The following is a 26,320-nucleotide window of genomic DNA, read 5'->3' as shown; positions in this document are numbered from 1 at the left end:
GGCTAGGGCAAGCAACCTTATGACTGACCATCCACATCTGCGCCTTGGAACGCGGCAATCACCGCTTGCCGTAATCCAGGCAGAAGAAACGCGTCGCCGCCTGTGTGATGCGCATGGGTGGGGTCTGGATCAGGTGGAACTGGTCAAAGTCCGCGCCAGCGGAGACAAAATTCAGGACCGCCCGCTCGCCGATATTGGCGGCAAAGCGCTGTGGACTCGAGAGCTTGATCTGTGGCTCGCCGAAGGCAAGATCGATGCCGCGGTGCATTCGATGAAAGATGTCGAGACTTTGCGGCCCGAAAGCCTGACGATTGCGGCGATTCTTCCGCGCGCCGATGTGCGCGACGTGCTGATCGGTGCGTCGTCGGTACGGGAGATACCCAGGGATGCCGTGGTCGGCACCAGCGCGCCGCGACGGGCCGCGCAGATGCTCTACCACCGCCCGGACTGCCGCATCGTGACCTTCCGCGGAAATGTCGCGACGCGGCTGGCCAAGCTGGCAGCGGGAGAGGCAGATGTAACCTTGCTGGCGGCTGCCGGTTTGCAGCGGCTGGATCAGGCAGGAACGGGAACGCCGCTTGATTCAAAGGATTGGATTCCGGCGCCAGCGCAAGGTGCAATCGGGATTGAATGCAACACCAATGATGCGAAAACGCGTGAATTGATCGGGGCAATCAACCACCAGCAAAGCTTCGCGGCGGTGATGGCGGAACGCGCTCTTCTGGAAGCATTGGGCGGAACCTGTCACAGCCCGATAGCTGCGCTCAGCTTTATTGACGGCGATATGATCGATCTGACCGCTTCTCTGTTCAGCGCGGATGGCGCAGAGCGCGTGGATGGTTCTGTCCGCTGCAAGGCAAGCGCGCTCGATGAAATACGCGCATTCGGCCGCGATTTGTTGGCAAGGGCCACGCCCGGGATCGCGGCCTTGTTTCAGGGCGGATGATGGCAAAGAATATTATTGCCATCAGACCGGAGCCGGGGTTGTCTCAAACCATTGCCCGCGCGCACGGGGCAGGACTGGAAATCAAAGGTTTTCCGCTGTTTGAAGTGCGCCCGGCCGAATGGAGCGCGCCGGACGATCTGGCCTTCGATGGCATTCTGATCGGCAGCGCAAACGCGATCCGTCACGGCGGTCCGCAGCTTGCTTTGCTGCTCGATCTGCCCGTTTATGCGGTTGGCGAAACGACCGCAGAAACCGCCCAGGACGCGGGCTTTACGATTGCGGATATTGGGCAAGGCGGTTTGCAATCGCTGCTGGACAAGCATTCGGGAAAAGCGATCCGTTTCCTGCGGCTTGCGGGCCGCGATCATGTCGAGCTGTCTCCGCCCCGCTCGCACACAATCGTGGACAGGGTGGTCTATCAATCCGATGCCACGGAAATGTCTCCGCAGCTTGGCGAGGCACTGCTTGATCACGCTGTGGTCCTCCTCCATTCGGCGGGTGCCGCTGCCCATTTTGCCAATGAATGCAGCCGGGTGGGCGTAGACAGAGGTGCAATTCGTATTGCCGCGCTTGGTCCGCGGGTTGCCGCTGCATGCGGTGAGGGTTGGGGCGAACTGCAATGCGCGGACCAGCCAAGCGACGCCGCCTTGCTGGCCTTGACCAAAAACATGTGTAAATGATGTGGCAAGAAACCCCAATGTACCGGTGATACGGATACTGAACGGATATTGATGGATACCACGCAACCCCAATCCCGCCCGCAACCCCGCAAGGGCGGACGAATGATTGCCATTTTTGGCCTGGTGCTTTGCGCCTTGCTGCTCGCGGGTATCGTGGCAGGGTATCAATATTGGGGTGGGGGCTCTTGGGGCGGCGATGATGCTGCAGAAGATACTGCAGCGGAGATCACCGGTGCGGCAGCCGCGCTTGAGCTGCGTGAAGGTCTGCTGACCCAGTCGGGAGACGCGAAAGAGATTGTCGAGCAGGCAGAACAGGCGACCGAAGCTGTCGAGCGGGTCGTGGACAAGCAAGGCGGTTTGGATCAGCGATTGGCAGCGGCCGAACAGCGGCTGGACCGGTTGGTACTGCAAGCAGAAGCGGCATCGGGCAATGCGGGCAGGGCGGAAGGTCTGCTGATTGCCTTTGCTGCGCGGCGCACCTTGGAGAAGGGAGAGCCACTGGGCTATCTCGTCGATCAGCTGCGGCTTCGTTTTGGCGCTGCACAGCCGGATGCGGTGGCAACGATTATCGATGCATCCAGCGATCCGATCCGTTTGGACCAGTTGATTGCGCAGCTCGAAGGGCTGAAGCCCAAACTGGTGCAGGCGGACGAGGGGCCATCCTTAGAGCGTCTGCGCAAAGAGTTCAGTCAGTTGTTCGTGATCCGCCGCGAGGGGACCGCATCGCCGCGCCCCGACCGCACATTGGATCGAGCGCGTTATGCTCTCGAGGCCGGTCGTATCCGCGTCGCGATCGAGGAAGTGGAGACCATGCCCGGCGTGAAAAATGCCGAAGGGTGGATCCGGCAGGCAAGACGCTATGCCGAGATCCAGGACGCGCTCGATATTCTCGAAATCTCTGCGGTAAAAGAACGCAGCCAATTGCGCGATCGCGCCGGGCGCAGGATCGATCAGGCAAGCCCTGCTGAAGACACCGGGAACTGAGTAGGGCGGTAAGCTCTACGCCCTGAGTAATTCGGGCAAATCGCCTCTCACCCCGCGCGCTTCATCCATGAACCAATTCTTGAGCAGCGGCGTGCGCTGGATACCTGACATTCCCAGACGCCGTACTGCAGAGGCGGCTTTGCCCGGTACCCCGAATATCCGCGTCAGTCCGTCGGTAGCCAATGCCACGGAAAACGCATCCAGACCGCGCCAGTTTTCATATTTGGAAAGCAATTGCGCATCGCCGGGTTCGAGGCCAAGCCGCATTCCTTCGGCAAGAACATCGACCAGCGCGCCAACATCGCGCAGGCCCAGATTGAGCCCCTGTCCCGCGATCGGGTGAATTCCGTGCGCCGCATCGCCGACAAGCGCCAAGCGGTCGTCCACGATCTTGGCTGTATGATGAAATCCCAGCGGGAATGATGAACGCGGGCCAACCGAACGGATTTCGCCAAACATCGGGCCCATCCGCTTGGCCACTTCGGCCAGAAACGCACGGTCGGATAGTTTGAGCGTTCCCGCCGCATCGCTTTCATCAACGGTCCAGACCAGCGCGCTGCGATGCGCCCCGTCTTCAGCGTCAAGCATCGGGAGCAGCGCGAAAGGCCCCGACGGGTAGAAGATTTCCCAAGCAACGTTCCCGTGCGGGATTTCGTGCACCAGTCCGGCCACGATCGCCCGGTGGCTATAGCTCCATTTGGCGATGACGATGCCGGCTTCGTCGCGCGTTGGCGAGCCGCGCCCTTCGGCAGCGACCATCAGGCTGCCGTGCAATTCGTCCCCATCCGCAAGCGTCACCGATACGCCATGCTCGCCCCGGTGGCGCGCGGTGATCTCGCTCTTTGCATGCCAATCGATCAACGGTTCTTCGCTGGCCGCTTCGAACAAGGCGAGGCGCAATTCGCGATTGGCGAACATCCGTCCCAAGGTGCCTTCATGCGCTTCCGGCGTGAAATCGAGCCCACCGGGCTTCATCTGGTCAGTCACCGCGATCGAAGCGATGGCGCACCCATGCGGTTCCAGCCTGTCAGCCAGACCGATATTGGTGAACAGGTTCCAGCTCGCGGTTGAAATTGCCGAAGCGCGGCCGTCAAAGCCTTCTGCCGTCAGATCTGCCGGATCTGCTCGATCGACAACATGGCTGGAAATCCCTTTGCGCGCCGCGGTCAGCGCCAGAGTCATTCCAACCAGGCCGCCGCCCAAAATCAACAGGTCACGCTTGTTGTTCATCGTGTTTCTTTCCGCGGGGTATTGGTCCCGATCAAATGATCAGAGTGTCGGCTTTGTACTAGAAGGACATAAACGCAGGAGGCAAGGGTTTCAGGGCTTGCGGCGCTGATTTTGGCCGCTAGGACAACGGCATCGGCAAGCGAATGTGTTTCGTGCCGAGATTGAGGGACCATGAACACTATTCAACCGCATGCCGGACAGGGCGCGATTGCGCGCTTTCTGGCCGACCGCCGACTGATTTTGGCAATCGCGCTCACGGCCTTTATCGCGCTCTATTTCTGGACCCAGTCGCGCTATCCGGCGCTCGACGAGAAAGCGATGATGGGCGGCGACACCAATATGGGTGGGATCGCGTTCGACCAGATCGTGGAATGGCTGCCCAATAGCGGTGTCTTATGGGAAATCGCCGTCAATTCGGTGAACTGGATGTACACCAATTGGAAAGGCATGACCTTTGGCGTGCTGTTCGCAGCCTGTGCGCTGACACTGTTCGGGCTGATCGAACGGCGCGGATTTGAAAACCCCTTCGCAAACGCGGCTTTGGGCGCTGCAATCGGCACACCTTTGGGGGTCTGCGTGAATTGCGCCGCGCCAATCGCGCGCGGGTTTCACAGCGCGGGAATGCGGTTGGAGACCACGCTGAGCGCGCTTGTTGCGTCCCCGACATTGAACGTGATCGTGGTGAGCATGAGCTTCGCGCTGCTTCCGTTTCATGTTGCTTCGATAAAGCTGATCGCAGCGTTGTCCTTTGTGCTGGTCGGCGTGCCGCTGCTGACGCGGATTCTTGGCAAATCCGGCTACCGCGAAGAGGCGCTCGACCTGGCGCATGAGAAACTGGATGACAATCGCGATTGGCTTTCGCGGAAATTGGAAGCGTTGCGCCCGCTCCCTGTCCCGGCTTCGGATATTGATAGCTGGTCCAAAGCTTTCGCGTGGCTGGCCAAGACTTTCGGCCGTAATCTGTTGTTTATCGTTGCGGTAACGGTGCCGCTGATGATTCTGGCAGGCGTGCTCGGCTCGATCCTGGTGACCTTGTTCGACTGGGATGAATTCCGCCGGACCGTCGGCGTTCCCAAATCGGAGATCATGATTTTGCTGGCAATGATCGGGATTGCCTGTCTCGCGATCGTTCTGCCGGTCCCCATCGCGTTCGACGTTATTTTGGCCGTCATTCTGATCAATGCGGGTTGGCCGATCAAATTCGTAATGCCGCTGCTGTTCGCGCTTGGCTGCTACAGCATCTATTCCTTCATGATCGTGGGGAGGGCCGTATCGTGGAAGATTGCCGGCGGAATGATGGCGGCTTTGGCTGGTCTCGCCGTAGTCGCGGGCGTGGCCGCCAGCTACGCGGACAAATATGTTGTCCTTCAAGCGCATGAGGCCAACATGGCCTATCTTGAAGGTTCTACTCTGGACCGCCCCGTCGCGCCCTTGATTACCGTCGCTGCCGAAGGACCAGCCGCAAAATCTGTCACCTATCAGCCGGTTGGTCCGGCGATTGACCATACCGGGAAGGGCACCGTTTCCGCACTTTCCTCGCAAAAGATGGTCAATGCAGGGGCAGATGCTGAAACCGGTTTTCACCGGTTGCTCGGCCCGGAAATCGGGTTGGATGTCCAGCCCTATCCCGTCGGAATCGATGTGCTGGAGCCCTATTTGATGTTCTGGGCCATGGCATCCGGCGACATAGAGCAAGACGGCTGGGTTGATCTGGCAATTGCCCGCAACCCGTCGGTCGGCGGCCTCCAGCTCTTTTCCAACAGGGAAGGAACCTTTGTCGAAGTACCAATCGATCTTGGACCGTTGGCGGATCAATATGTCGGATCGATGGCCTTTACTGACCTCAACGGAGACTCGCTGCCCGATCTGATGCTTTCGAATTTCCTGTATGAAACGAGCATCTTGTGGAATCGCGATGGGGCATTCAGCCACAAGGATCGCACCATCTTGCCCAATGGCAATGCCGGACTGGTGGGCGCGCCGGCATTTGCCGATCTCGACGATGATGGCGATCTCGATTTCATTGCGGCCAATTGGACAATGGGAACGGTGGGCAACAATGCCGATCCCTATCTGCTTGCCTCGCAAGACCGGATTTTCTGGAACGAGGGCGGCGAGCGTTTTGAAGCGCAGGAGCTAACCGGTATTCCCGGTGAGTCGCTAAGCTCGCTGGTGGCGGATATTGATCTGGACGGTCGGCCCGACATTATTATCGGCGACGATGTTTCCACGGCAGACAAGATTTACCTCAACAAAGGAGGCCGGAATTTTGTGCTGGCGCGGAAGTCAGACGGCCTGGTGCCCTACCTGACCACCACGACGATGAGCTTCGATATGGGCGACATCGACAATGATCTGCGCGAGGAATTCTATTCTGCGCAAATCGCGATGCCCAGAGGAATCGCCCAAATCGGTGACCGGATACAGGATGTACCATCGATCGGATATTGCGAGGATAAGGACTTCAATCAAGCGCCCGTTTCCGAGTGCTTCGTTGAAGCGCGCAACCGTTCTCTGCCCATGGATTTGGGGCATTCGCGCTATTCCAAATGCGGTGAAATTACCGATCCGACATATCGCGGAATGTGTGCCGCTGTCGCCGCCATCCGCCGGTCCGGGTATTATTACGACACCCAATATTGCGGAAAACTGGCCGATTTTGGCGAGATTTTCGTGAGGCATTGCGAACGCGCCGCAACCGAACGCTTTCCCGATGCCAAAAAGGCCATCGAAGAATTGGACTATGTTGGCGGCATTCGCCGCCGCAATGTCCTGCTGCAGCGCAACGAGGCGGGCACATTCGAAGACCGGACGGAGGATTTGGCCGTCGATGTCCCCGGATGGAGCTGGAATTCGCGCTTTGTCGATCTTGATCAGGACGGATGGCAGGATCTGTTTGTCGGATCAGGAATGATTTATCACCGCGGGACGGTGCCCAATGCTTACTACCGCAATCAGGAGGGCAAGGTCTTCCTGCGCGAAGAAGCGCGCTTCGGGCTCGAAGACGGTATGCCGACAACAAGCTATGCCTTGATCGATTATGACCGGGACGGCGACATGGATGTGATCCGCCCATCTGTTGTGACGCAGCCGATCATCCACCGCAACGATGCGCCTTCGGGCGCGGCGTTTTGGGTGCGGCTTGAGGACAGTATCGGAAACCGTGCAGGGGTCGGCGCTCGGATAATCATCCGGACGCCAGCGGGAACCAAACAGCTGCGTGAAGTTCGCCAAAGCGGCGGGTTTTCCAGTGGGATCTATCCGCAGGCGCATTTCGGGATTGGCGATGCAAACTCGGTTAGCGAAATCGAAGTCTTGTGGCGCGATGGCAGCAAGAGCGTGCTGACCGGGCCGTTCGCAGCAAATACCGAGCTGGTTATCCGCCGTCGCTAGGCTGAGCTATCGGCAGCGCTGACGTTGAAATGATGCGCGGTCAGAAACCGGCGATATGCATCATTCCAATGGCCCAAGGCGGCAATGAAGCTGGCATCGCTGGCGGTTGCGGGCAGATGTTGGTGAAACAGCCAGGGCTTAACATGGCCATTAAAGTGCAGCACCTTGGCACTTTTTAGAGTTACATCGGCGGATCCGCGCAGCTGGCCTGCATGCCCGATCAGATAATTAAATCGGGGATCGGCCAGAACCACCCGATCGCCGAATACACGGTTGTAAACGGCCTGATCTGTATGGTCGGTGGTCACGTCTTTCCAGGCTTCGGGAGTAAGATGGGCCAGCAGTTCTTGCCAGACCGATTGGGTCCTCACGTCTTGTCGCAAGATCATCAGCCCTGCATTGAAGCTGGAAAATCCCTGCGATGACGGAGTGTCCGTTTCCTCCATCGAAACCGGATCGCGGTGCGTTCCGACCAATTGCGATCTATCCCCGCAAGCGATGATCGGGCCATCCATCGCGGCCATGTCTGCGATGTCTGCGATGTCTTCCAAAAACAAAAGGTCGCTGTCCAGAAACAGAGCAGTATCGCCGCTTTCCGGCTGGAACGCGTCCAGCGACAGGAAACGCGTGCGGCGTCCGGCCAGTTTCGGGAATTCTGCCACCAGCCTGTCGATTGCCTGGTCCAGTTCGGTCGAAACCCCGGGAAACGTTACCGACGGAAAGTTCGCTTGCAGCGCAGCCTTGTCGCCTCGGCGAAGATCATTCTCAAGAACGATTATGGAACCGTCGAACCATTGATTGGTTCGCAGGAAGGAATGCAGCATGACCTGCGTTCCCGGCAAATAATCACGCGAAGTGACAGTAACCAGTTTGGTCGGAAGGGAAGACGGGTTCTGCATGTCTATGCCTAGAATAGCAGAAATTGCAGCGCTCTGCGCTTGTGCGAGAAATTCTTGGGAAAGCCTTCCTCTGGCCCACGCAAATCATTGATTAATTTGGGGATGTCCACGAAATCGGCGCGCGGCCCCAGATCGCTGCTGCTTTCCAACAGATCGGCGCAGGTCATCATGGCAGGCCGGACAATCTTAAAAAGCGAGTTCACGCGGGCAGTTTCCAGCTTGCTCGAATTGTGGCGCACCAGATCGGGCAGTTTCGGATCGAGCATCTGCCGCATGATCCATCGCCGGACACCCGGGCGCATAAACATATGGCCGGGCAGCGACAGAGCAAATTCCATTATCCGCCTGTCTAGCAGCGGATATGCGTATTTAATTCCGTGCGCGCGGCCGCTGATTGCCCAGTCCTCCATCCGCTCCGCGGTTCCGCCGATACCGATCAGACTGACCATCGCACTTTTCGGATTCTTGAAAGACAATGCCGGCAATCCCGCCAGCGCAACAGATCCGGCCAGATCCGGCGCGAGGTAGGTGTTGGCGATTGATTTTGGCTCGATCCTGCTCAGCGGGTCTGCCTTCCATTCGCCGAAACCGCGCTTCAGCCCGCGCGCGAGCCCAACCGGGCCGCCGCCGCCCAAGGCGGCCAATTCTGCCCAGCGCAGCGATGTGAACAATTGCGCCTGATAGCCCCGGCCATTGAAGGATAGCCCCTCATCGCCGCCCCAGCCGGACAGGATCGTATCGACTCCTGCCTCGCTCGCATGTTTTTGGATGCTGTTTTCGTGAAGCAGATTCAGCGCGGCAGGCACCTTGCACCCATCGGCCCGCAGCACAGCAACGATTGCGCTTTCTTCGGCCGGTGGCGCAACAACTTTCAGTCCCAGCGCGGCCTGTGCGGCTGCAATCCATCTTGTTTCATCGTCGGCGGCCTCGTCCGTGGCGTGCAAATACCACGCATAGGCGGCGGGTTCTGAGGCGCCATGCGCGGCCTGATATTTTGCAACTTCGGCTGCAATCGCAGTTGAATCCAGCCCGCCACTCAAATGCACCGCAGGGCGGCTTGCCCCGCGAAGCCGGTCAGCCACGGCCGTTTCAAATAGCGATCTTGCAGCATCGACATATTCAGCGTCGCTAGAGAGCCGAAGCGGCGCAACGGTTTCATTCTGCCAATATCGGGTAAGGCGCTGCGAACCGTTTTCGAGTGTTAGCGAATGCCCTGCGGGCAATTTATGGATGTTTTTGTAGAATGTCCGGCTTGCCGAGGAAAAGCGATTGCTGGCGAGGAAAGCCGCCGCAAATTCCGGATCAAGCTCATCCAACTCCGGAAAAGCATCGATAAGCGGTGCAATCTCGCTGCAAACGCGCAGAGACTTGCCGTCCAACGCATAGAAAAATGGCCGCGCCCCTACATGGTCGCGCGCGCAAAAAATCCTTCCGCGTTCGGCATCAGCAATAACGAAAGCATAATCGCCCAGCAGGTGGTCGGTGCAGGCTTCACCCCAGCGCAAATAGGCTTCAAGGGCAAGTTCCGGATCGCCAATCGAAGCGCTTAGTCCAAGCGCTGCTACGATGTTTGTGCGGTCATCTATGCGTGCATCTGCCCAGATGCGATACGGGCCGCGCGCAAACGGGATTGATGCGCGATCCAGCGGGGTTGGCGCAGCCGCTTCTGGCGCACCGTGGCGAAAGCATCGGTCAAGCTCAAGAAATAGCATAGCAGCCTGGGATTCGTTGCCAGTTATAACCACCGGCAGAACGCAGTTTCAGAACGCTAATCGCACGCCTTGTCTGGCAAGAGCGACCGTTTCGCGCATCAACAAGCCAGGCATATAGAAACCGGGCATCAGTCAATTGACCATGCCCGGGATCCAATTTGGTTTTCCTGAAAACGGCCCATAGAGAGCCGGCTTTCACCACAGACGTGGTTACGACGTCGAGTAGAAAGCATTCTCGGTCGGGCGGACATTACCGGGGCCGCCGCGTGTCGCCTTGACCGGCGTGATAGTTATCACAGCGGGTTTCGACCAGGACTTACGCGTCTGAGCGGACTCAATTTTATCTGATTGATTCATTGTATCTATTTCCCTCTTAGGCAACACCTCATCTGCTGCCTCCAGCCCCTATTTCAAAGGATAGGCGCGCGATTGCAAGCACAAATGTAAATTTACGTTACCCATCTTAGCTGGCCCAGGATTGTACAAATCCGACTATTGCTGAATGACAAGCATATCCAAACCGCTCAATTCGTTGAGGAACTCCAGCGTGTCGGCGCGGCAGGTTTCGGCATCCACGTCAAATTCCTTTTGCAAGCCGTCGCACAGCGCGCTGACAGCCATCGCGCCGTCGATCTGTTTCCAGATACGTGCCCCGGTTTGATCGAAGTGATAATATTTACCGCTTTCGATATCCATAAGCGACATACCGTCAGCGACTTCGCTGAACAGCACATCTTCATTGCGGGAAACTACGGTCTCCAGCGAAATCGCGGTGTCTGCCATCTGTCTATTTGCCCTCTTCCTGTTTCAAAATATAATCATCCAGATCTGCGGAATATCCCAACGCTTCCATAGTTGATCGGTGGGTTTCCAAAATCCGTAACTTCTGTTTGTCCGACATGGCACGTGCGCCGTCGCCTGTCTTGCCGGATCTGAAAAAAGTTCGCCTCGCCGATGGCCGTTCGTTAAATCCGCCGCTCTTTTCGTCTTCGCGCAACCGGTCAATCCGGCAGCGATCCACCGCTTTGGCTACCTTGTCTGCCTCTACATCGATTGCACAAAACCGAAGCACCGCCGCCAGCGAGCCTTCCGGATCGCGGTGCATATCTTCATAGCGTAGGACATGCGTGGGAATGGCCGTTTGATCCAGCCAACTGCGCACATTCGCGGACCAATCCGACATGGTTTGCGGCAACATCATGCTGCTTCGCGTTGGCCATTTGTTGAGGCCAGCGTCCAGATTTTCCATTTCGTCAATTGCCCAGTCGAGATCACTATTCTGGTGGTGGGCAAAGGACGGGACGATATCGATCGGATTGCGCACGACAATGATTGCCCCGGCGCTCGCCTGATCGGGGAATAGGGCAACCCCGTCAGCTGACCTGATATAGGCGCTGTGCGTCTTGATGAACCGCCGGTTCTCGTTGGCTCGCCCCATCTCGAGGTGCAACTGCGCCTGGTAGTAAATCAGCTCTTCCGGCGCATAATCGGCAGAGCTAATTCCGGCGTGATCGTCCAGCAATTGGCGATCAAACGGGTCCTGCTCGCCGATCATCGCATTGAGGCTAAATTCTTCGTCAGGAAAGAGATAGGCCGTCAGCAAGCTGCGCAGCCATGTGTTGCCCGATTTGGGATAGGATGCCAGCCAGACAAGCGTTCGCTCCGGCCCGAAGGCGGCTTGGGTCAGGATGCCGTTTCCGCCTTGCCAATTTCATCGAGCATTTGCTGCGCCAGATTCCTCGGCTTTACCGCATGGGCGGGCCGTGTGATGCTCAACATCGTGACTTTGTCCACCGTTGCTGCAACCCGCCCGAACGCGAGCGGACGCAGGCCCATCCCGTCAATGAAGCTTTTGCGGAAGATATAGCGTGATAGCATTTCGACCTTGTTTGCCGGAGCGATCGGTTCAATCTCTACAGCGGCTTTGTTGCTCCCCGTGATATGTATGATGGCGCGAATTGGCTCTTCGTGATTGTGAAATGCGGGAACCGGCAGATAATATTTTGCCATATCGCTGCGCACCTGAGCCAGCCCTTCGGACGAGCGGCCCAGCCTTTCGAGCGAATCCTGCCACAAACGCATCGCCGGAAAGCCCGGGATGGCAATGGGGGTTCCGTCATCAGCAATGTCGAGACCGGTAACGTCATCTGCAATCATTGGCAGACCCAGCTCAAGCAGTCCGCCTAGCATGGTCGATTTTCCCGCGCCGGACCGTCCCATGACAAGAACCGCACCCTTGTCGGTCATAACCGAGCAGGAATGGATCGGCACCAATTCGCGCTGCATCAGCGCTGCAGCCAAGCTGGTGCCCAGCAAAATTGAAACGATCTGCGTATCATCGGCGCCGGCTTCGCGGTCGTAAAGGATCGTATCACCGCCGGTCACCAATATCCGTCCGACATTGTGAAAATGGCTCAGGAAACGGCCGGACTCAGCCTCCCAATTGCGGAACTTCGTCTTTCCACCGGCATCCTCGGGAATTGTCTCGCCGCGAATTTCGATATCGATAGTGTCGGCATCAATTTCTGTGAGAGCCGGCAAGTCGATATCTGACCGGATGGCGAGGCCATAGGCGCTGTAAATGGGCATTCGCTCTTCTGTCCTATTGCTGTGCTGCGGTGGCCGCTGCGTAATCGCCTTCATAGGCTTCGAAGATGAAATGAATGCGGTCTTCTGCACCGTCATTCTTGGCACCATGCGCGACAATATTGTTCACTTCGTAGGCCGAGCCCACTTCAAGGTTGAAGAATTCCCCATTTACAAACAGTTTGGCATCCTTGCTGGTGACAAGCGGGACGTGGATTTTGTGGACGTGTTGGTTCGATCCTGCCCCGTCTTTGTGCGAATCAATCCGGTGACCGGCAGCCAGTTTTGCCAGCATCGCCTTGGGAAATTTCGGATCGCGAAACTTATAAGGAGCTATCGCCGCTTCCATCACCGGCATCAGCACAGGTTCCCAGATGTCCCAGGATGGATTGGCGTAGAAATCTTCGGGATCGCGATTGTCCCTGATAAAGCGAAACACGACGTGCTGCGTGTGGTGGAACACTTCAAAGTCGTTTTCCTTGCGCGAATCCTCCTCACCCCAGGTCTGCGGCGAAATTCGTTGCGCAAGGCGTATCAAAGCGGTCGCGTCAACCGGCCCCAAATTGCGTATGTTTGCTGGCTTTTTTACCCTTGGCGGCACAGATTGAATTCCCCCCTCGCGATCGCAACAATCAAGCTGCACCGCATCGTTATGCCTATGTCTCGATTAGTCGATAGTCAAAATGCGACAAGAGTTCCGCATTGGGGCGAAAAATTTCGTTCGCCATCGCAATTTGTTCCGGTTTCAGTCGCGAAATCGCATCGTCATTCATATTACGAAGCGGTTCGTTATAGGTGCCCTTGACCGCGATCTTCTGGGTCAGGTCAAGATCGTCCAGCTCCGGAACCAATCCGGTAATCCTCTTCGCGACGTCGTCAGGCTGAGCGCAAAGGGTTTCATAGGTGAACGCGATCGAATTGGCCGTGTATTCCCGGATATTGGCACGCTGGGCGGTCAGGCACGTGACAATATGTTTCGCCGCAATGCGCGGAAGTTTCTGACGGATGGTTTCTGATCCGGACCGCCCCCAGCGCCGGACAATTCCTTCAAGCATGGCGTAGGGATTGCGCACCATGAACAGAAAACTGACATCCATGAAATTGGCTGCGAGCTGGTCCGGGATCAGCAGGAAAGGCGGGGACTTGGTCAGAAAAACGGGCGCATTCTCGCGTTTCGCCGATGCGTGAAAATACCATGCTCGTTTGGTTCGGTCCCAGTCATATTCCGGTGAATCGCGAAAGTGCCGCAGGCTCTTGTCGGCGGCGCCCCAAATCAGCGGCCAAGGTGTTTCCACGGTCGATGGCCCGGCAAAACCGACAACATGTTGGCCTTCCCGATCCAGACTCCAGACCGATCGCGAAGTACCGATCGCGCGCGACAAATAGGTAGAGCCGCTGTTATTCGGGCATAACAGGAACAGGTGTTTCTTGATCACCTGACGGCGCTTTTCGATCAGTTCTTTGCTCATGAGGGCGTTGCGGGATCTTTGTGTTTACAAATTGCGGTGTGCTGGCCCTTGCCAGATGGAGCGAAAAGCAACAAGCAGCTTACCGAAGAGGGGGGCGTGTTTGCGCAATCTATTGGATCAGGAACAGAAATTGCTGACTCTTCTGATCGCGGAAGAGCCTGAGGCTTCGCCTTTTCTGGACGATATTTTAAATTCCACCGAACCGGTTGACTGGAACAATTTCGATGCGCTGATTGAACGGCACCGCGTCGGCGCTCTTATTCACGCGGGGTTCGCGAAATTCGCAAGTTTAAAGCCACCAGCGGCCATCGCTGAAAAGATCGCGTCGGCCACTTCTGCCAATGCAATCACCTATATGAAATCGGTAAAGGTAGCGCGGGAACTTACCGACTTGCTTGCTGATGCAGGAATCGACTGCGTGACGCTGAAAGGCGCGAGTGTCGCGGCCAAATATTATCGCGAACCATCCGAACGAGAGATGATCGATATCGACTTGCTTGTTGCGCCCGAAAGATTCCAAGATGCCGAGGCGATTGTTCGTGAACAGGGTTTTGAACGCTATTATCCGAAGTTCACTTTGAATGAGACAATGCGGCGCAGCTTCATGGTGCTGCATAATGCATTTGCCTTTGTGAGAAAGAGCGACGGGGTCCAGCTCGATCTGCATTGGTCGATGGTGCAAAATTGCGCGATGCTGCCCGTGCTTGACCGGACGTGGCCGGACGATGTGGTAGAGGACAACGCCTGCGGACTCGCACTGCCGGTGCTGCCGCCCGCGCTGCACTTTGTCTATATCTGTGTGCATGGTGCCAAGTCGGGCTGGGTCCGGCTGAAATGGCTGGCGGATGTTGACCGGGTCGTTCGCGGGCTGTCCGAAGAGGAAGCAAAGCGCGCCGCCGAACTGTTTGCGCGGCACAAACTCGAACGGTTGGGGTCTGCGAGCCTGCGTCTGGCGCGCGATCTACTGGGGGCGCCAATGCCGCCCGATTTCGCCAAGCTCATTGATCAGCGTGACAGCCGCCATTTGACGAAGCTCCAAATGGCGATGATTTATGGGCAATTGCCTGGCAAGGGGCACAAGCTGAAAGACTGGAGGCATTTTCGCGATCGGTTCCGGCACACGCTGATGCTGCATCGGGGGAAGGGCTATCGCCGCCACGCCCTGCTGCAAGAACTGGCAAGGCCGCGTGATCTGGAAACTGTCCCGCTTGTGCCGGGGGCCTTGTGGTTTTTGCTGATTTTGTCACCGCTGCTCGGGATTGGCCGCGCTGTGCGGCGCTTTTTCGGACCGTAGTTGACTTTTGCAGGGCGCCTAGGGGCGGCGCTGGGTTCCGAAAACCGCATATTCGGCTTCGTCGCAATGACCGGTGACAACCACTTCGCCCGATTTCAGCCATGCGTGGAATTCGCGATCTTCTTCGGCTGCCAGTTTCGTGCCGATGAACAATTCGCTGGGAAGACCCCGGCGTGTTAGCATTGACCGCGCCGCCAAGGCTTGCGGCAGGCAGACGAACTCTACCGGCACATTGCGCCCCGCCTGTTTGATCGCCCGCATCACCAGCCGCGCGATCTGCTTTTGCGACTTGTCGAGCTGTACAGCATCGCCGGAGGCATCTTTGGACACTGCTATCTGGTTGCGCCATCGCTTGCTCGGTACGAAATTGACCAGGATCCGCGTGTAAGTCAGCAGCAGGACTGCCTCGGCAAATGCAAATTGCTCTGCCGGCGGTTGGGCTGCAAATGTCCGTAGTTTGCGAAAAATGGGCATGTTGCGGCCTTTGGATAGGGGCGGCTTGCATTGCGGGATCGGTCAACACCCCCTAAATGCGCGAGCGGGGATTACGCAAGGAGTTTACCCGCAATGCCTGCCATTCGCCATCTGGCGCACCGGATTGCGGCTTTGTGCCTTTTGCTGGCTTTCCTTGCGAGCGGCCAGTTCGCACCGGCGCAGAATATTCCCGGCCATGGCAACAATATCGAAGCCGCTTTGCTTGCCGAAGGGCCTGCGCAGCCGGGTGAAGAGATCGTTCTTGCGCTGCATTTCACACCAATTTCCGGCGAATGGCACGGCTACTGGCAGAACCCCGGAGATGCCGGTTATGGAATGACACTGGAGTGGGACCTTCCCGACGGCTGGAAAGCGGGCGAGCCGCAATATCCGGTGCCGCAACGGCTTCTCATCGGCGATCTGATGAACCACATCTACGAGGGCCCCTATGCGGTTCTTGTGCCCGTGAAGGTTCCCGAATCCGCCGCATCCGGCACGCTCACCAATATCGCGCTTGATGCGCAGTGGCTGGCCTGCACCGACAAGATTTGCGTGCCTGAACAGGGGAGGCTGGAACTTGCGATACCCATCGGCGGGGATGCTGCTGCGGATGAGCGCGTCATGCGCTGGCGTGCCGCAGTCCCTCCAGAACTGGATAGCACAGGCTTGTTCGAAATTGCGGGCGAAACGCTGCGTATCAGCTTGCCGATCCCGGCTGATTTTGCAGTCGATGATCCACATATTTTCATCGCGGAAAGGGATTTGGGCGATGGCCTGGCACCAGCCTATGCCGCGGAGCAAGAATACTCGCGAGAAGGCGACAGGTTGATCGCCGAAGTGTCTCTGAATTTGCTCGAGCTGCCCGAGGGGAGCGAAATCGAATTTGCGCCAAGGCCGGAAACAATATCGGGCATCCTCGCGCTGGGCGATGGGTCTGGGCTACAATTCTCCGCGCAAGCCGGTGCAGTTCCCGCGATCGAAACCATTTCCCTGATTTCCTTGTTGCTCGCGGCCATTGCGGGCGGACTGATTCTCAACATCATGCCCTGCGTGTTCCCGATATTGAGCCTGAAAGCGCTCAGTCTGGCGCGCTCCGGTGCCAGCGAAGATACAGCGCGCAAAGAAGGAGTAGCCTATAGTATTGGCGTGATCCTGGCTTGTGTTGCGCTGGGCGGGATCATGCTCGCGCTGCGTGCGGCGGGTCAGCAAGTCGGCTGGGCTTTCCAGTTGCAAGAGCCCGCCGTGGTGGTTGCGCTGCTGGTGCTGGCGCTTGCGATCACCGCCAATCTGGCGGGCGTATTCGAACTTCCCGCCGTTTCGATCACGCGCAAGGGTGAACCGGCGAGCGCATTTGCAACCGGGCTGCTCGCCGCCGTCGCGGCAACACCGTGTACCAGCCCCTTCATGGCAGCGGCGCTCGGGGCAGCTCTGTTGCTACCCACCGTGCAGGCATTGACGCTGTTCGCTGCATTGGGGTTTGGTTTGGCGCTGCCGTTCCTGTTGATCGGCTTTTTTCCACCCCTTCGGCGCATCCTGCCCAAGCCCGGCGCATGGATGGAGCGTTTTCGCAAACTGATGGCGATCCCTATGGGGCTGACGGCCTTGGCCCTGATCTGGCTTGTTTCTCGTCTGGGCGGGCAGGGATTTGCGCTCGTTACCATGGTGCTGCTGATCGGGCTGTTCATTGCGCTGGCAGTCGTTGGCCGGTTGCAAAAAGCAGGAAAAATGGCGTGGCCTGCATTCGGGCTCATCGCCGCGCCGTTCCTTATCTTTGCGGCATTTGCGCTGCCGGCCAGCTATTCGACGGCTGCAGTGCGAAGCGCCCCGTCCATCCTCAATCCGATAGATTTTAGCGCCGACGCGCTTTCCAATGCCCGGAAATCAGGGCGCCCCGTATTTGTGTGGATGACCGCCGATTGGTGCGTAAGTTGTAAACTCAACGAAAGCGTTGCGATCGAGCGCGAAGCGACACGCGCTGCATTCGAAAAGGCGGGGGTCATCGCAATCCGCGGCGATTGGACAATACGCGAAAATCCGGTGATCTCCTCCTACCTAACGCAGCAGGGGGTTGCGGGTATTCCGCTATATGTCTGGTATGCGCCCGGGAAGGAGGGCGAGCATTTGCCGCAGATCCTGACGCCGGACAGTCTGGTTACTTTGGCCCAGCAGTATCAGCTGGAGACTGCCGGCACGCCTCAATCAGCTCCGCCGGACGCTGGCTCGCATTCAGAATAACGCTACCCGCGCCCGGCAATGTCGCCTCTACACGGCGAGGGCCGGTGAGAACTTCCAGTGCGGGCGATTGCGCAAAGTAATATCCTTCCCACAGCCACACACGCTCGTTCCACTCGGCCTTGATCGGAAGATGTGCTGCATGCCCGTTTCCGACCAAAGCAATCAATGCGGTGGCCTGCGGATCGGCAATTGCAAATCTGGTCAGGTGGACCATTCGCTGTCCTTCCACCGTTTCACAGGCGAGGGCGAAGAGCGGGGTTGCTCCCGGCTTGCCATAGATCAGGCGGTCCGGCCGGTCGCTATCGACCCAGACAGCGCCTTCGGTATCCGGTGATTCGATAGGCGCACTGGCAAATTCTCCGGCTTCGACCCTTTGCGCGCGATCAACATAGTCATCCGTCGCCGCCGGCTTGCATGCGGAGAGTGCTATTGCTGAAGAGACAAGGATTATCGTGTTTCTCAACGCCCAAACTTCCGTTGTGTCTTCCCGTATCGCATCTTGCGTGTGCCCGGCTTGCCTTCCGTCGCGCGCCCGACAAGCGGCGCCTTCTTGTCCTCATCAGGGATGCCCAGTTCGTCAGCCTCAAGCCGCCGGATCTCATCGCGCAGCCTGCCCGCCTCTTCGAATTCCAGATCGGCAGCCGCGTCACGCATGCGTTTTTCGAGGTCTTCGATGTAAGCGCGCAAATTGTGGCCGACTAGGTTGTTGACCTCGTCATCGCCCGTTTCAACCACCACGCCATCTTTGCTCGCTGTATCGGCCACGATATCGGCGATGTTGCGCTTGATCGTTTGTGGGGTGATGCCGTGTTCTTCGTTATAGGCGCGCTGTTTCTCGCGGCGGCGGTCGGTTTCGGCCATCGCCCGCTCCATGCTGCCGGTAATCCGGTCGGCGTAGAGAATAACCTTGCCATCGACATTGCGCGCCGCGCGGCCGATGGTTTGGACGAGGCTGGTTTCGCTGCGCAGGAACCCTTCCTTGTCGGCATCGAGAATACACACCAGCCCGCATTCGGGAATATCGAGCCCCTCGCGCAGCAGGTTGATCCCCACCAACACATCATAAACGCCGAGCCGCAGATCGCGGATCAGCTCGATCCGCTCCAGCGTCTCGACGTCGGAATGCATATAGCGGACCTTCAGACCTGCCTCGTGCATAAATTCGGTCAGATCTTCGGCCATCCGCTTGGTCAGCGTGGTGACCAGCGTGCGATAGCCTTTCTCGGCCGTCTGGCGGCATTGATCGATGCAATCCTGAACCTGATCCTCTACCGGGCGGATTTCAACCGGCGGATCGATCAAGCCTGTCGGCCTGATGACTTGCTCTGCAAACACACCGCCTGTCTGGTCCAGTTCCCACGATCCGGGTGTGGCCGAGACTGCCACCGTCTGCGGTCGCATCGCGTCCCATTCGTTGAAGCGCAGCGGGCGGTTGTCGATACAGCTGGGCAAACGGAAGCCATATTGCGCCAGCGTGATCTTGCGGCGGTGGTCGCCTTTCGACATCGCACCGATCTGCGGCACCGTCTGGTGGCTTTCATCGACGAAGAGCAGCGCGTTTTCGGGAAGATACTCGAACAATGTCGGTGGTGGCTCTCCGGGAAGTCGCCCGGTCAGAAAGCGCGAATAATTTTCAATACCCGCACAGCTTCCGGTGGCCGCGATCATCTCGAGGTCAAAATTGGTACGCTGTTCGAGGCGCTGTGCTTCGAGAAGCAAGCCTTCTTCGTTCAATTCTTTCAAACGTTCCTGCAGCTCGAACTTAATCGCCTCGGTCGCTTGCTTCATCGTAGGGCCGGGCGTGACATAGTGCGAATTGGCATAAACGCGCACCGTATCGAGGCTCGCGCCCTTTGTGCCGGTCAGCGGGTCGAATTCGTTGATCTCCTCGATCTCGTCGCCGAAAAAGCTGATCCGCCAGGCCATGTCTTCATAGTGGCTTGGATAAAGCTCCAGATTGTCGCCCCGCACGCGGAATGTGCCGCGTACAAAGGCCGCATCGTTGCGCTTATATTGCAGCGCGACGAGCTTGCGGATCAACTCGCGCTGATCGACCACCTGACCCTTCTTGATGTCGAAGATCATCGCCGAATATGTTTCCACCGAGCCGATACCATAAAGGCATGAAACAGAGGCGACGATCACCACATCATCGCGTTCCAACAAAGCGCGCGTGGCCGAGTGACGCATCCGGTCGATGGCCTCGTTTACCGAGGATTCTTTCTCGATATACGTGTCGCTGCGCGGGACGTAGGCTTCGGGTTGGTAGTAATCGTAATAGGATACGAAATACTCGACAGCATTGTTGGGAAAAAAGCTTTTGAACTCGCCATAGAGCTGCGCGGCGAGAATTTTGTTGGGCGCAAGGATCAGCGCGGGGCGTTGCGTTTCCTCGATTACCTTGGCCATGGTGAATGTCTTGCCCGATCCGGTGACGCCAAGCAGCGTCTGCGTTGCTTCGCCGTCCTTTGCGCCTTGAACTAGCTCTGCGATGGCCGTCGGTTGATCGCCCGCCGGTTCATAGTCCGAGACAATCTCGAACTTCTTGCCCGGCATTGACTTTTCCGGACGCGTGGGTTTGTGCGGCACGAAATCTTCGGACGTGTCGGGCTCTTCCAAACCGCGGCGAATAACAAGCTGGGACATGCGGAACATATGGGGCACAATGCCGCGGCGGGCAAGGCCGCATTCCGCTTATCGGATATGCCCTACGCAACGATCCTTAATCACATGTCCGTAAGTACAAATGGCTGCGCATTTGTGCGTATTTTACCTCCAGAATGGTTCCGCTTTCCGCCTGTAGTGGTGTTCAAACAGCCGTAAAGTAACTCCAAATCAGACCGATCTGCACGTGCCAATAGGTATTCACTTCGGCAATGTTTTGGGCATGGAAGGATCGCTTACTCTGCATATCGTTGATCCGGGCAGTCGGGGCCGGGCAGAGCTATCGCGCATCGCCTTTGATCTTGGCTATCATGCAGAAGTCTACGCGAACTTGGCTGAAATTGTTGACCGTCCGCCGGTTGATGGATTGATCATTGCCCGCGATGTCGAGGAGGATGGCGGTATTGACCGGTTGATGCGCATGCTTGCCAATGCGGGTGTGTGGTTGCCGCTGGTGGCGGTTGCACAAGCGCCCTCTCCAGATCGCATTGTCGCGGCGATGAAGGCGGGGGCATTGCACTATCTCACGCTTCCGCTCGATGTAGCCGCCTTTGACGAGACGCTATCGAAACTGGGCACCGAAGCGGCGAATTTCAGCCTCGCCCGGCGCCGATTGATCGATGCGCGCGCTCTGTTGTCGACATTGTCGCGGAGGGAACGCCAGGTGCTCGAATGGCTGACCAAAGGCATGAGCAACAAGGCGATTGCCCGCGAACTGGATATCAGCCCGAGAACGGTGGAAATTCATCGGGCAAACATGATGCACAAAATGGGTGCGGATCATGCGGCGGAGGCGGTTCGCTTGCGGCTCGAGGCGCAGGTTGAAAACTGTATCGAATTCGGGCCCTGGAAACTTTAACGACAGAAGCTGCCATCGCCCTTTTCCAGATGGAAATGGTCGCGATGTGCGGCATTGTATTCCGGGCCCAAAACCGTCCCGAACCGTTTGCAGGCGCTGCGGTGGACGATCCGCAAAAACTCGCGCTCTTGCGATGTCCCGTCTGACCAATCGCCGATCACGCTGATGCGCCGCCCGTCGGCGAGGACAAAAGCAGCGATATCGATCGCTTCTGCCCGCGAATGGGCGGAGCGGCGGCTGGATCCGGCGACATTGCGGCAGGCATAGCTGCCCATTGTCTCGATGCGCTGCAGCGGGCTTCCCAAAATCTGCCGCGCAGCCCGGTCAACACCGTATCGCGCCCATCCGGCAAAGGCATTGGCCGTCGGGCACGTCACCGGCCCCAGATTGGACAAGGCAAAACTCGCATTGTCGCCTCTCAAATCGGATAGCCGCACCGCGTTGAATGCGGTGCATCCCGCGCCGTAAGATTTGTCGGGCAGGGCTTCGAACCGGGCGCCGCTATAGTCCAGTTTCGCCAGACATTGCTGAGCCGAGGCAGACACCGGAAAGCTCGCCGAACCGGTACTGCGAGGGGCGTCCTGGCTTTTGCCGCTTGGCAGCAAGCTACACGCACCAAGCGCGGTGCATAGCGCAATCAGGATCACAGGGCGAAGCATGGGGAGTATTTTTGCGTAGTATAGTTAACACTCGCCTAATATCCGCCAACCCCGATCTCTGTGACCAGCCACAGGCCGCATTACTCGGGCGCTTCGGCTTGTTCCCACAATTCGATCTTCACCCCATTGGGGTCGAGCACCCAGGCGAATTTGCCGTATCCCTCGTCCACACTGTCGAGCACATCGACATCGCGGCTTTTGAGCAGCGCGACAAACCCGTCCAGATCATCAACCCGCAGATTGATCATGAAGCCGCCTTTGCCCGGCTTGATATATTGATCATCCTTGAAATGGCTGATCAGCGAATAGGGCTTGTCGCCGGTTTCTTCCGACCAGTTCAGCTGCGGCCCGTATTCGCCATCAATCCCCAATTTCTCGCGATACCACGCCCGCGTCGCCTCGGGGTCTGCCGCGACATAGAACACACCGCCCAATCCAGTAATCTTGGCCATAGCTTCTTCTCCGTTTTCACCCCGATTCGCAGCGTGACGATCGCGGAATCGGGGGGTTAGTTGACAAAGTACATCCGGAAAGGGGGATGAACAGGCGTATTTTGCCCCTTCCGGCCGAAATCCGGTGCGAAGAAGGACAAGGCGAAGCTAGCAGCGAATGCGCGTGTAGGAAAATCACCACCTTGGCAGGCGTGTCAGGGGCGTTAGAACGGGCATCCGTTTCATCGGTAGGGGGAATGTTCGTTGGATATCGCCGGTTACCTTGCCGAGATCACCCGGATTTACAAAAGCGGCGATGCGACCGAGCATAGCTACCGCGCGCCTTTGCAGCGCCTGTTTGAAAGCGTGGATGACAGCGCCCAAGTCATCAACGAACCCAAACGCAGCGAAGGCGGTATGCCCGACTTCCTGTTCCACCGCGATGGCGTTGCGTTTGGCTGGGCAGAGGCAAAAGACCTGCCGAAGGATGTCATCAAGCTGAAAGGATATTCGGTCGAGCAGCGCAAAAGATACGAAAACGCATACCCCAATCTGATCTACACCAACGGCGTCGATTTCGAATTTATCCGCGACAAGGAAGTGATCCACCACGTTTCCATCGCGGATTTTATGGGCGATCTGGGCGGATTGCAGCCGCTGCCCGACAATTTCGAACAGCTTGAGCGGCAACTGAAAAGCTTTGCCGCGCAGCAACCGGTCAGCATCCGCAGCGCGCAAAAACTGGCGGAGATGATGGCGGGCAAGGCTGCGATTATGAAAGACGAGGTCGGGATTGCGCTGGGCGAAGATCCCGAATTCCGCAGCGGGCTGGGCCGCCAGTTCAACACCTTCAAAGACAATCTGCTGCCCAATCTGACCCCGGGCGAATTCGCCGATATATACGCGGAAACGATCACTTACGGCATGTTTGCCGCGCGGCTGCATGACGATACGCTGGATACGTTCAGCCGTCAGGAAGCGCTTGAAAAACTGCCCAAATCCAACCCGTTTCTGCGCGGGCTGTTCCAATATATTGCGGGCTATGACATTCCCGACCGGCTGAAATATGTGGTCGATGATCTGGCGGAGGTGCTGCGCGCCAGCGATCCGCATGCGCTGTTTGAAGATTTCGGCAAATTTACTGCGCGCAACGATCCCTTTATCCATTTTTACGAGACGTTTCTGGCGGCATACAACCCCAAGAAACGTAAAGCGCGCGGTGTGTGGTACACGCCCGAGCCGGTGGTCGATTTTATCGTGCGCGCGGTCGATGATGTGCTGAAAAGCGAATTCGGGATTGCAGACGGGCTGGCCGATACCGGCAAAGTGACCGTCGATTGGGATACCGGACAGACGGATAACAAGGGCAAGCCGGTGACGATCAAGAAGGACGTGCACCGCGTGCAAGTGCTCGATCCGGCAACGGGTACAGGTACGTTTCTTGCCAAGACGGTGCAGACGATTGCCGACCGGGTGAAAGCGCGCGCGCCGGGCAAATGGAGTTCCTATGTAGAGGAAGATTTGCTGCCGCGCCTGCACGGGTTTGAGCTGCTGATGGCCAGCTATGCCATGTGCCATATGAAGCTGGATATGCAGCTGACCGAGAGTGGCTATAATCCGAGCAAGGCCCCGCCGCGCCTGTCCGTGTGGCTCACCAATGCGCTCGAACCCGCCGAGCGCGAGGTGAAGGATTTGTTCTTCCAGCAATTGGCCGATGAAGCGCGCGGGGCGAGCGAGGTGAAGCGGCAGACGCCGATCATGTGCGTGATTGGCAATCCGCCTTATTCGGGAATCTCTCAGAACAACGGAGACTGGATCACTATTCTGATCGAGGACTACAAGAAAGAGCCTGGGGGAACCAAAAGACTTCAGGAACGCAAGCACATGCTTGACGATGACTATGTAAAATTCATCCGAATGGCGGAAGCATTGATTGAACAAAATGGCGAAGGCGTGCTCGCATTCGTTACAAACCATGCATATTTGGACAACATAACCTTTCGCGGAATGCGCTGGCATTTGCTAAGGTCTTTCGAGAAGATTTGGGTCTTGGATCTTCACGGGAACTCAAAACGAAAAGAGAGTAGTCCCGATGGTTCTAGTGATTCCAACGTTTTCGATATTCAGCAAGGCGTGGCGATAATTGTCGCAACGAGGCGCAAGGGCTTCAATGGAGAAAAAGAGAAAAACGCAAAGGTATTTCATGGTGATTTATGGGGTAGTCGCTCGGCCAAATCAGCAAGCCTTGGTGCGACTGACTTGCAGGCGCCAAATTTTTCAGAGATCGATCTATTCGGGCCCCAATATGCATTCATCCGGAAAAATTATGAGAATTTAGTTCTATATGAGAAGGGCTTCTCTCTTGTAGACATTTTCACGGTAAGCAACGTCGGAATGAAGACGGCGCGCGACGCAGCCACATTAGATTTCGAACAAAAAACTCTACGTCGCCGTCTCGAAGATTTTCGCGATTTGCCAGTGGAAGAACTTAGGCAAAAATACAATCTGCGAAAGGATGTCCAAGGTTGGTCAGTGGCTGAAGCCAAAAAAGACGTTACTGACAATCTCGCACACAACGATTTAGAGAAGGCCTTATATCGACCGTTTGATACTCGCTGGACATTCTACACTGGAAACTCGAATGGCTTCATTTCTCGCCCGATTGATGGCGTCATGCGTCACTATCGCGGCGCAAGAAATCTGGGCCTTCTCACTTGTCGACAGCAAAGTACCTTTGATTTTCAACATGCGCTTGCGACTGAATTCATCGCTGACATGTGTTCAGTTTCGTTGCAAACAAAAGAAACCACTTACTCTTTCCCCCTCTACCTCTACCCCGACGAGAGCGCCAAGCAGGTCGATGCGCTCGCGCCCACAGAGCGCACACTCAATCTCGATCCAAAGCTCTACAACGCAATCTGCAAAGCCGCCGGAATTGATCCCGCCGACACCGATATGGCGAGACTACACGCCCTCTCCCTTGAGGGAGAGGGAGGAGCGCCGACAGGCGCGGAGGGTGTGGGTGTGCGGCGTCAATCGGGCGTCGAACCCCCACCCCCAACCCCTCCCCAGGGGGAGGGGAGCAAGGCCACCTTCCGCGCCGCCACCGGCGATGACCGGCCGTCCGAAGTCAAAGTTTTCGACTATATTTACGGCGTGCTGCACAGCCCCGATTACCGCGAAACCTTTGCCGAATTTCTCAAGATCGACTTCCCGCGCATCCCCTATCCGGCGTCTCCGCAAATCTTTGCCCATGTCAGCGAAAAGGGGGAGGCGCTGCGCCGTCTGCATCTGATGGAGCCCGCCGCGATTGGCGAGGCGCCTTTTCCCTTTATGGGCGAGGTTGGGGAAGAAGAGGACGATAGCGTCGTCGCCCCGGGCTATCCGAAATGGAGTTCCTCCCCTTCGGGGGAGGGGGACCATCCGCAGGATGGTGGAGGGGCACCGTCAGATGGCCCTGAAAATGGTTCCGCGAATGGCGGGGGTGCCCCTCCACCGTCTGCGACGGTCCCCCTCCCCGAAGCGGGGAGGATCGGGAAGGTGCACATTAATAAGCACCAATATTTCGCGAATGTGCCCGAGGCTGCGTGGGATTTCTACATCGGTGGATACCAGCCCGCGCAGAAATGGCTGAAAGATCGCAAGGGCCGGGCATTGTCTTATGCCGATATCGGGCATTACCAGAATATCGTGAAAATCCTGCTCGAAACCGGGCGGATTATGGGCGAAATCAAGCTTCCGCTGGAAGCCTGATCGATGCACAGATACGGCCCCTCTTCTTTAGAGGAGGGGCAACGAGACTTGC

General features: G+C 57.4%; 21 protein-coding genes. 8 read left to right on the top strand and 13 right to left on the bottom strand.

Features of this window, described 5'->3' with window-relative positions:
- Positions 1-19 precede the first annotated feature (19 nt).
- From hemC to GRI41_RS08310, 3 genes are all read left to right on the top strand, one after another.
- Positions 20-946: a hydroxymethylbilane synthase gene (gene hemC / locus GRI41_RS08320; protein WP_202388679.1), complete on the top strand. Its 927-nt coding sequence runs from the start codon at positions 20-22 to the stop codon at positions 944-946.
- A gap of 38 nt (positions 947-984) precedes the next feature.
- Positions 985-1,626: a uroporphyrinogen-III synthase gene (locus tag GRI41_RS08315; RefSeq protein WP_235901099.1), complete on the top strand. Its 642-nt coding sequence runs from the start codon at positions 985-987 to the stop codon at positions 1,624-1,626.
- A gap of 102 nt (positions 1,627-1,728) precedes the next feature.
- Positions 1,729-2,610: an MICOS complex subunit MIC60 gene (locus tag GRI41_RS08310; RefSeq protein WP_235901098.1), complete on the top strand. Its 882-nt coding sequence runs from the start codon at positions 1,729-1,731 to the stop codon at positions 2,608-2,610.
- A gap of 15 nt (positions 2,611-2,625) precedes the next feature.
- Here the strand turns inward: GRI41_RS08310 and GRI41_RS08305 are convergent, their stop codons facing one another.
- Positions 2,626-3,840 (bottom strand): FAD-dependent monooxygenase, encoded by a 1,215-nt coding sequence (locus GRI41_RS08305; protein WP_160604380.1) that lies wholly within the window; start codon positions 3,838-3,840, stop codon positions 2,626-2,628.
- 171 nt (positions 3,841-4,011) lie between these two features.
- On the opposite strand from GRI41_RS08305, the gene GRI41_RS08300 reads away from it, so the two are divergent.
- A complete protein-coding gene (locus tag GRI41_RS08300) occupies positions 4,012-7,233 on the top strand; it encodes an FG-GAP-like repeat-containing protein (RefSeq protein WP_160604378.1) in 3,222 nt (1,073 codons plus the stop codon).
- Here GRI41_RS08300 and GRI41_RS08295 read toward each other — a convergent pair.
- The 7 genes from GRI41_RS08295 to GRI41_RS08265 form a co-directional block, all read right to left on the bottom strand.
- Positions 7,230-8,132, bottom strand: coding sequence for a glycosyltransferase (locus tag GRI41_RS08295; RefSeq protein WP_160604376.1), 903 nt, complete (start codon positions 8,130-8,132; stop codon positions 7,230-7,232). The genes GRI41_RS08300 and GRI41_RS08295 overlap by 4 nt on opposite strands.
- An 8-nt stretch (positions 8,133-8,140) precedes the next feature.
- Positions 8,141-9,844, bottom strand: coding sequence for an asparagine synthetase B family protein (locus GRI41_RS08290; RefSeq protein WP_160604374.1), 1,704 nt, complete (start codon positions 9,842-9,844; stop codon positions 8,141-8,143).
- 492 nt (positions 9,845-10,336) lie between these two features.
- Positions 10,337-10,627 carry a PqqD family protein gene (locus tag GRI41_RS08285; protein ID WP_160604372.1) on the bottom strand — a complete coding sequence of 97 codons (291 nt, stop codon included), beginning with the start codon at positions 10,625-10,627 and terminating at the stop codon, positions 10,337-10,339.
- A 4-nt stretch (positions 10,628-10,631) separates the two neighbouring features.
- Positions 10,632-11,489 carry a sulfotransferase domain-containing protein gene (locus tag GRI41_RS08280; protein ID WP_268893197.1) on the bottom strand — a complete coding sequence of 286 codons (858 nt, stop codon included), beginning with the start codon at positions 11,487-11,489 and terminating at the stop codon, positions 10,632-10,634.
- A 38-nt stretch (positions 11,490-11,527) separates the two neighbouring features.
- Positions 11,528-12,433, bottom strand: a complete 906-nt coding sequence (locus GRI41_RS08275; RefSeq protein ID WP_160604370.1) for a hypothetical protein — start codon at positions 12,431-12,433, stop codon at positions 11,528-11,530.
- 13 nt (positions 12,434-12,446) lie between these two features.
- On the bottom strand, positions 12,447-12,968 hold the full coding sequence (locus GRI41_RS08270) for an aspartyl/asparaginyl beta-hydroxylase domain-containing protein (RefSeq protein WP_160604368.1): 522 nt from the start codon (positions 12,966-12,968) through the stop codon (positions 12,447-12,449).
- A gap of 118 nt (positions 12,969-13,086) precedes the next feature.
- Positions 13,087-13,899, bottom strand: a complete 813-nt coding sequence (locus GRI41_RS08265) for a sulfotransferase (RefSeq protein WP_160604366.1) — start codon at positions 13,897-13,899, stop codon at positions 13,087-13,089.
- A 100-nt stretch (positions 13,900-13,999) separates the two neighbouring features.
- On the opposite strand from GRI41_RS08265, the gene GRI41_RS08260 reads away from it, so the two are divergent.
- Complete coding sequence (locus tag GRI41_RS08260) at positions 14,000-15,193, top strand: nucleotidyltransferase domain-containing protein (RefSeq protein WP_160604364.1); 1,194 nt, start codon at positions 14,000-14,002, stop codon at positions 15,191-15,193.
- Between the two features lie 18 nt (positions 15,194-15,211).
- On the opposite strand, the gene GRI41_RS08255 is transcribed toward GRI41_RS08260, so the two are convergent.
- Positions 15,212-15,667, bottom strand: a complete 456-nt coding sequence (locus GRI41_RS08255) for a lasso peptide biosynthesis B2 protein (RefSeq protein WP_160604362.1) — start codon at positions 15,665-15,667, stop codon at positions 15,212-15,214.
- 93 nt (positions 15,668-15,760) lie between these two features.
- Here GRI41_RS08255 and GRI41_RS08250 point away from each other — a divergent pair, with 93 nt between their 5' ends.
- Positions 15,761-17,902 carry a protein-disulfide reductase DsbD family protein gene (locus GRI41_RS08250; protein ID WP_160604360.1) on the top strand — a complete coding sequence of 714 codons (2,142 nt, stop codon included), beginning with the start codon at positions 15,761-15,763 and terminating at the stop codon, positions 17,900-17,902.
- On the opposite strand, the gene GRI41_RS08245 is transcribed toward GRI41_RS08250, so the two are convergent.
- Complete coding sequence (locus tag GRI41_RS08245; protein WP_160604358.1) at positions 17,820-18,365, bottom strand: hypothetical protein; 546 nt, start codon at positions 18,363-18,365, stop codon at positions 17,820-17,822. The genes GRI41_RS08250 and GRI41_RS08245 overlap by 83 nt on opposite strands.
- A complete protein-coding gene (gene uvrB, locus GRI41_RS08240) occupies positions 18,362-20,548 on the bottom strand; it encodes an excinuclease ABC subunit UvrB (RefSeq protein WP_160604356.1) in 2,187 nt (728 codons plus the stop codon). The genes GRI41_RS08245 and uvrB overlap by 4 nt, the downstream gene beginning before the upstream one ends.
- 205 nt (positions 20,549-20,753) lie before the next feature.
- Between uvrB and GRI41_RS08235 the strand changes: the two genes are divergently transcribed.
- A complete protein-coding gene (locus GRI41_RS08235; RefSeq protein WP_328600532.1) occupies positions 20,754-21,425 on the top strand; it encodes a response regulator transcription factor in 672 nt (223 codons plus the stop codon).
- On the opposite strand, the gene GRI41_RS08230 is transcribed toward GRI41_RS08235, so the two are convergent.
- Positions 21,422-22,084 (bottom strand): extensin family protein, encoded by a 663-nt coding sequence (locus GRI41_RS08230; RefSeq protein WP_160604354.1) that lies wholly within the window; start codon positions 22,082-22,084, stop codon positions 21,422-21,424. The genes GRI41_RS08235 and GRI41_RS08230 overlap by 4 nt on opposite strands.
- An 80-nt stretch (positions 22,085-22,164) precedes the next feature.
- Positions 22,165-22,536, bottom strand: a complete 372-nt coding sequence (locus GRI41_RS08225; protein WP_160604352.1) for a VOC family protein — start codon at positions 22,534-22,536, stop codon at positions 22,165-22,167.
- Positions 22,537-22,779: 243 nt separating this feature from the next.
- On the opposite strand from GRI41_RS08225, the gene GRI41_RS08220 reads away from it, so the two are divergent.
- Positions 22,780-26,268 (top strand): type ISP restriction/modification enzyme, encoded by a 3,489-nt coding sequence (locus tag GRI41_RS08220; RefSeq protein WP_160604350.1) that lies wholly within the window; start codon positions 22,780-22,782, stop codon positions 26,266-26,268.
- Positions 26,269-26,320 lie beyond the last annotated feature (52 nt).

It is taken from the genome of Pontixanthobacter aquaemixtae (assembly GCF_009827395.1).
Lineage (GTDB): Bacteria > Pseudomonadota > Alphaproteobacteria > Sphingomonadales > Sphingomonadaceae > Pontixanthobacter > Pontixanthobacter aquaemixtae.
The sequence above is the reverse complement of the archived record's forward strand: the minus strand, read 5'-3'. Positions and strand labels throughout refer to the sequence as shown.

Coding starts and splice junctions, on each gene's coding strand:
- GRI41_RS08305 (WP_160604380.1), bottom strand. CDS start 3,840: ATGAACAACAAGCGTGACCTGTTGATTTTGGGCGGCGGCCTGGTTGGA.
- GRI41_RS08230 (WP_160604354.1), bottom strand. CDS start 22,084: ATGCTTCGCCCTGTGATCCTGATTGCGCTATGCACCGCGCTTGGTGCG.
- GRI41_RS08250 (WP_160604360.1), top strand. CDS start 15,761: ATGCCTGCCATTCGCCATCTGGCGCACCGGATTGCGGCTTTGTGCCTT.
- GRI41_RS08295 (WP_160604376.1), bottom strand. CDS start 8,132: ATGCAGAACCCGTCTTCCCTTCCGACCAAACTGGTTACTGTCACTTCG.
- GRI41_RS08225 (WP_160604352.1), bottom strand. CDS start 22,536: ATGGCCAAGATTACTGGATTGGGCGGTGTGTTCTATGTCGCGGCAGAC.
- GRI41_RS08285 (WP_160604372.1), bottom strand. CDS start 10,627: ATGGCAGACACCGCGATTTCGCTGGAGACCGTAGTTTCCCGCAATGAA.
- GRI41_RS08300 (WP_160604378.1), top strand. CDS start 4,012: ATGAACACTATTCAACCGCATGCCGGACAGGGCGCGATTGCGCGCTTT.
- GRI41_RS08255 (WP_160604362.1), bottom strand. CDS start 15,667: ATGCCCATTTTTCGCAAACTACGGACATTTGCAGCCCAACCGCCGGCA.
- hemC (WP_202388679.1), top strand. CDS start 20: ATGACTGACCATCCACATCTGCGCCTTGGAACGCGGCAATCACCGCTT.
- GRI41_RS08310 (WP_235901098.1), top strand. CDS start 1,729: ATGATTGCCATTTTTGGCCTGGTGCTTTGCGCCTTGCTGCTCGCGGGT.
- GRI41_RS08265 (WP_160604366.1), bottom strand. CDS start 13,899: ATGAGCAAAGAACTGATCGAAAAGCGCCGTCAGGTGATCAAGAAACAC.
- GRI41_RS08275 (WP_160604370.1), bottom strand. CDS start 12,433: ATGCCCATTTACAGCGCCTATGGCCTCGCCATCCGGTCAGATATCGAC.
- GRI41_RS08290 (WP_160604374.1), bottom strand. CDS start 9,844: ATGCTATTTCTTGAGCTTGACCGATGCTTTCGCCACGGTGCGCCAGAA.
- uvrB (WP_160604356.1), bottom strand. CDS start 20,548: ATGTCCCAGCTTGTTATTCGCCGCGGTTTGGAAGAGCCCGACACGTCC.